At 69.8% G+C, this 3,141-nt stretch carries 2 protein-coding genes; one reads left to right on the top strand and one right to left on the bottom strand.

Annotated features, from left to right (window positions below; genetic code table 11):
* A partial coding sequence (locus AC27VN_RS37075) for a TonB-dependent siderophore receptor (RefSeq protein WP_490879875.1) occupies window positions 1-2,106 on the top strand: 2,106 nt, incomplete at its 5' end.
* An 18-nt stretch (window positions 2,107-2,124) separates the two neighbouring features.
* On the opposite strand, the gene AC27VN_RS37070 is transcribed toward AC27VN_RS37075, so the two are convergent.
* A complete protein-coding gene (locus AC27VN_RS37070; protein ID WP_490879874.1) occupies window positions 2,125-3,102 on the bottom strand; it encodes a Bug family tripartite tricarboxylate transporter substrate binding protein in 978 nt (325 codons plus the stop codon).
* Window positions 3,103-3,141: the final 39 nt, after the last annotated feature.

The following is a 3,141-nucleotide window of genomic DNA, read 5'->3' as shown; positions in this document are numbered from 1 at the left end:
GCGGCCTTCACCGTGGTGCGCGCCTCGGCCGGCGACACCGGCGCGCTGCCGCCGATCGTGGTCACGGCCGGCACCGAGGAGACCGCCACCAGCCACCTGCCCGGCTACATCGCGCGACGCGCCACCGCCGGCAGCAAGACCGACACGCCGATCATCGAGACGCCGCAATCGATCTCGGTCGTCACCGCCGACTTCATCGAGGCCACGGGCGCCACCCGGCTCAAGGAATCGCTGGCCTACACGCCGGGCATCAACGTCTCGCCCTGGGGCGCCGACTCGCGCTTCGACTGGACCATCCTGCGCGGCTTCGATGCGCAGGCGCCCGGCTACTACCTCGACGGCCTGCAGCTGCGCAACAACAACGGCTGGGCCATCTGGCAGACCGAGAGCTACGGCACCGAGCGCGTGGAAGTGCTGCGCGGCCCGAGCTCGGTGCTCTACGGCCAGAACGGCCCGGGCGGCATGATCAACGTGGTCAGCAAGCGCCCCACCGCGCAGCCGCTGCGCGAGCTGCAGCTGCAGTTCGGCGACAACGCGCGGCGCCAGATCGCGGGCGATTTCTCGGGCCCGCTCGATGCCGAAGGCAAGCTGCTCTACCGCCTCACGGGCCTGCTGCGCGATGCCAGCCTGCCGGCCAGCGGCCTGCCGAACGACCGCAGCTTCATCGCGCCCTCGCTGACCTGGAAGCCCTCGGGCGACACCTCGCTGACCCTGCTGTCGCACTACCTGCGCATCCGCGACGGCAGCTCCTACGGCAGCTTTCCCGAGGTCGGCACCCTGCTGCCCAATCCCAACGGCCAGTTCTCGCGCAAGACCTACGTCGGCGACCCGAACTTCGACCGCTTCAACCAGGACCAGTGGATGGTCGGCTACCTGTTCGAGCATCGCCTGAACGACACGCTGAGCTTTCGCCAGAACGCGCGCTACGGCTCGATCAAGGTCGACTACGGGCAGGTCTACAACCAGCCCAGCTTCGTCACCGTCGATGCCGACAACCCGGACAGCCCCGCCAACTACCGCGTGCTGAGCCGCTTCCCGTTCGCGAGCAAGGAGGCCGCGCGCATCGCCTCGATCGACAACCAGCTGCAGGCGAAGCTGCGCTGGGGCGACTGGCAGCACACGCTGCTGGTCGGCCTCGACTACCAGCGCTCGCGCAACGACCAGCGCACCTCCAACAGCGGCACCGTGAGCGACATCGACGGCTACCTGCCGCTGAGCACCGGCCTCACCACCACCGCCGACCCGTGGTTCGATGCGCGCACCACGCTGTCGCAGACCGGCTTCTACCTGCAGGACCAGATCAAGTGGGGCGACTGGGTGGCCACGCTGGGCGGCCGCTACGACAGCGCGCGCGCCGTGTCGTTCAGCCACATCGACGGCTCGACCACGCGCATCGACGACCACAAGTTCACCAGCCGCGCGGGCCTGGTCTACCTGCATCCGAGCGGCTGGGCGCCCTACTTCAGCTATTCGGAGTCGTTCTCGCCCACGGTCACGGTCGACCCGCAGACCAACCAGCCGCTAAAGCCCGAGACCGGCCGCCAGTACGAGGTGGGCGTGCGCTACCAGCCGGTGGGCCGCAAGGACAAGTACAGCGCCGCCGTGTTCGACCTGCGGCGCCAGAACTACATCACCTACGACGCCGACTACACGCCGCGCCAGACCGGCGAGATCCTGGTGCGCGGCCTCGAGCTCGAGGCCTCGTTTGAACCCATGCCGCACATGAACGTGACGGCCGCCTACACCTACACGCCCAAGGCCGAGGTCACGGCCAGCAGCACGCCCAGCGAGATCGGCAAGCAGATGCAGGCCGTATCGCGCAACCAGCTCTCGGTGTGGGCCGACTACCGCTTCGCCAACGGCGTGAAGCTCGGCCTGGGCGCGCGCTTCATGGGTTCGAACCGCGGCTACCAGCAGAGCACGCCGGTGCCCGTGCCTTCGTACACCGTGTTCGACGCGCTGCTGGGCTACGACTTCGAGCGCTGGAGCCTCGCGCTGAACCTGCGCAACCTCGGCAACCGCAACTACGTCGCGAACTGCAGCTCGGGCAGCTGTTACTACGGCGAGCCGCGCAAGGTGCTGGCGACGGCGACCTACCGCTGGTAGGCCCGTGCGGGCGCCGCGCTACTTGAGCTTGATGCCCGTCTCCTGCACCACGCGCGTCCAGTAGGCCCGGTCGGCCTGCACGCGCTGCTCGAGCTCCTGCGGCGTTCCGCCCTCGGCGATCAGGCCGAGCTGCACGTAGCGCTCGCGCACCTCGGGCGCGGCGAAGGCCTTGCGGACCTCGCGCGCCACCTCGTCGCGCACCGCCTGCGGCGTGCCCAGTGGCGCGAACAGGCCAACCCACGAATCGCGGTCGAGTCCCGCGATGCCCAGCTGCGTGAAGCTGGGAACGCCGGGCAGCAGCATCGAGCCGCCGGGCGTGGTGATCGCGAGGATCTTCGTCTTGCCGGTCTGCTGCGCCTTCTTCGCGCCCGAGGCGCTGAGGAAGGCGCTCTGGATGTGCCCGCCCAGCAGCTCCGTGAGGTTGGGCCCCTCTCCCGCGAAGGGAATGTGCGTGATGTCGATGCGGCTCTCGCGCTTGAGCAGCTCGCCGTAGAAGTGGGTGCTGGTGCCCTCGCCGCTGGAGCCGAAGCTCACGGCGCCCGGGCGCCGCTGCGCCAGCGCGATGTACTGCGCCATGCTGTCGACGCCTGTGCCGGTGTGCACCAACAGCGCGACCGGCGTCGTGAAGATGGTGACCACGGGCACGAGGTCGCGCGCCAGCAGGAAGGAACCATCGCCGCCGCGCGTCAGCTCGTCGCTGATGGTCGAGTTGGTGGCGGCCACGAAGTTGTAGCTGTGCGGACTCTTGGCCACCAGCGCGAGGCCCAGCCGGCCCGAGGCGCCGGCCCGGTTGTCCACGATGACGGGCTGGCCCCAGGCGGCACCGAGGCGCTCGGCCAGCACCCGGATCGCGCCGTCGGTGGCGCCGCCCGCCGGGTAGGGCACGACGAGGCGCACGGGGTGTTCCGGGTAGGGGGCGGCCCAGGCCGCGGTGCCGGCGCACAGCGCGGCCAGCAGCCCTCCGAGCAGCGCCCGCAGGCGCGCGAGTGATTTCATGTCCTGTCTCCGTTCGTTCTCGTGAGGGGGTCAAATCAC

The sequence above is a fragment of the Variovorax sp. 20P10.2.4 genome (assembly GCF_058244205.1).
This window is presented reverse-complemented; position numbering and strand designations above follow the sequence as displayed.

Excerpts from the sequence above, each read along its gene's own strand:
- AC27VN_RS37070 (WP_490879874.1), bottom strand. The coding sequence starts at position 3,102 with ATGAAATCACTCGCGCGCCTGCGGGCGCTGCTCGGAGGGCTGCTGGCC.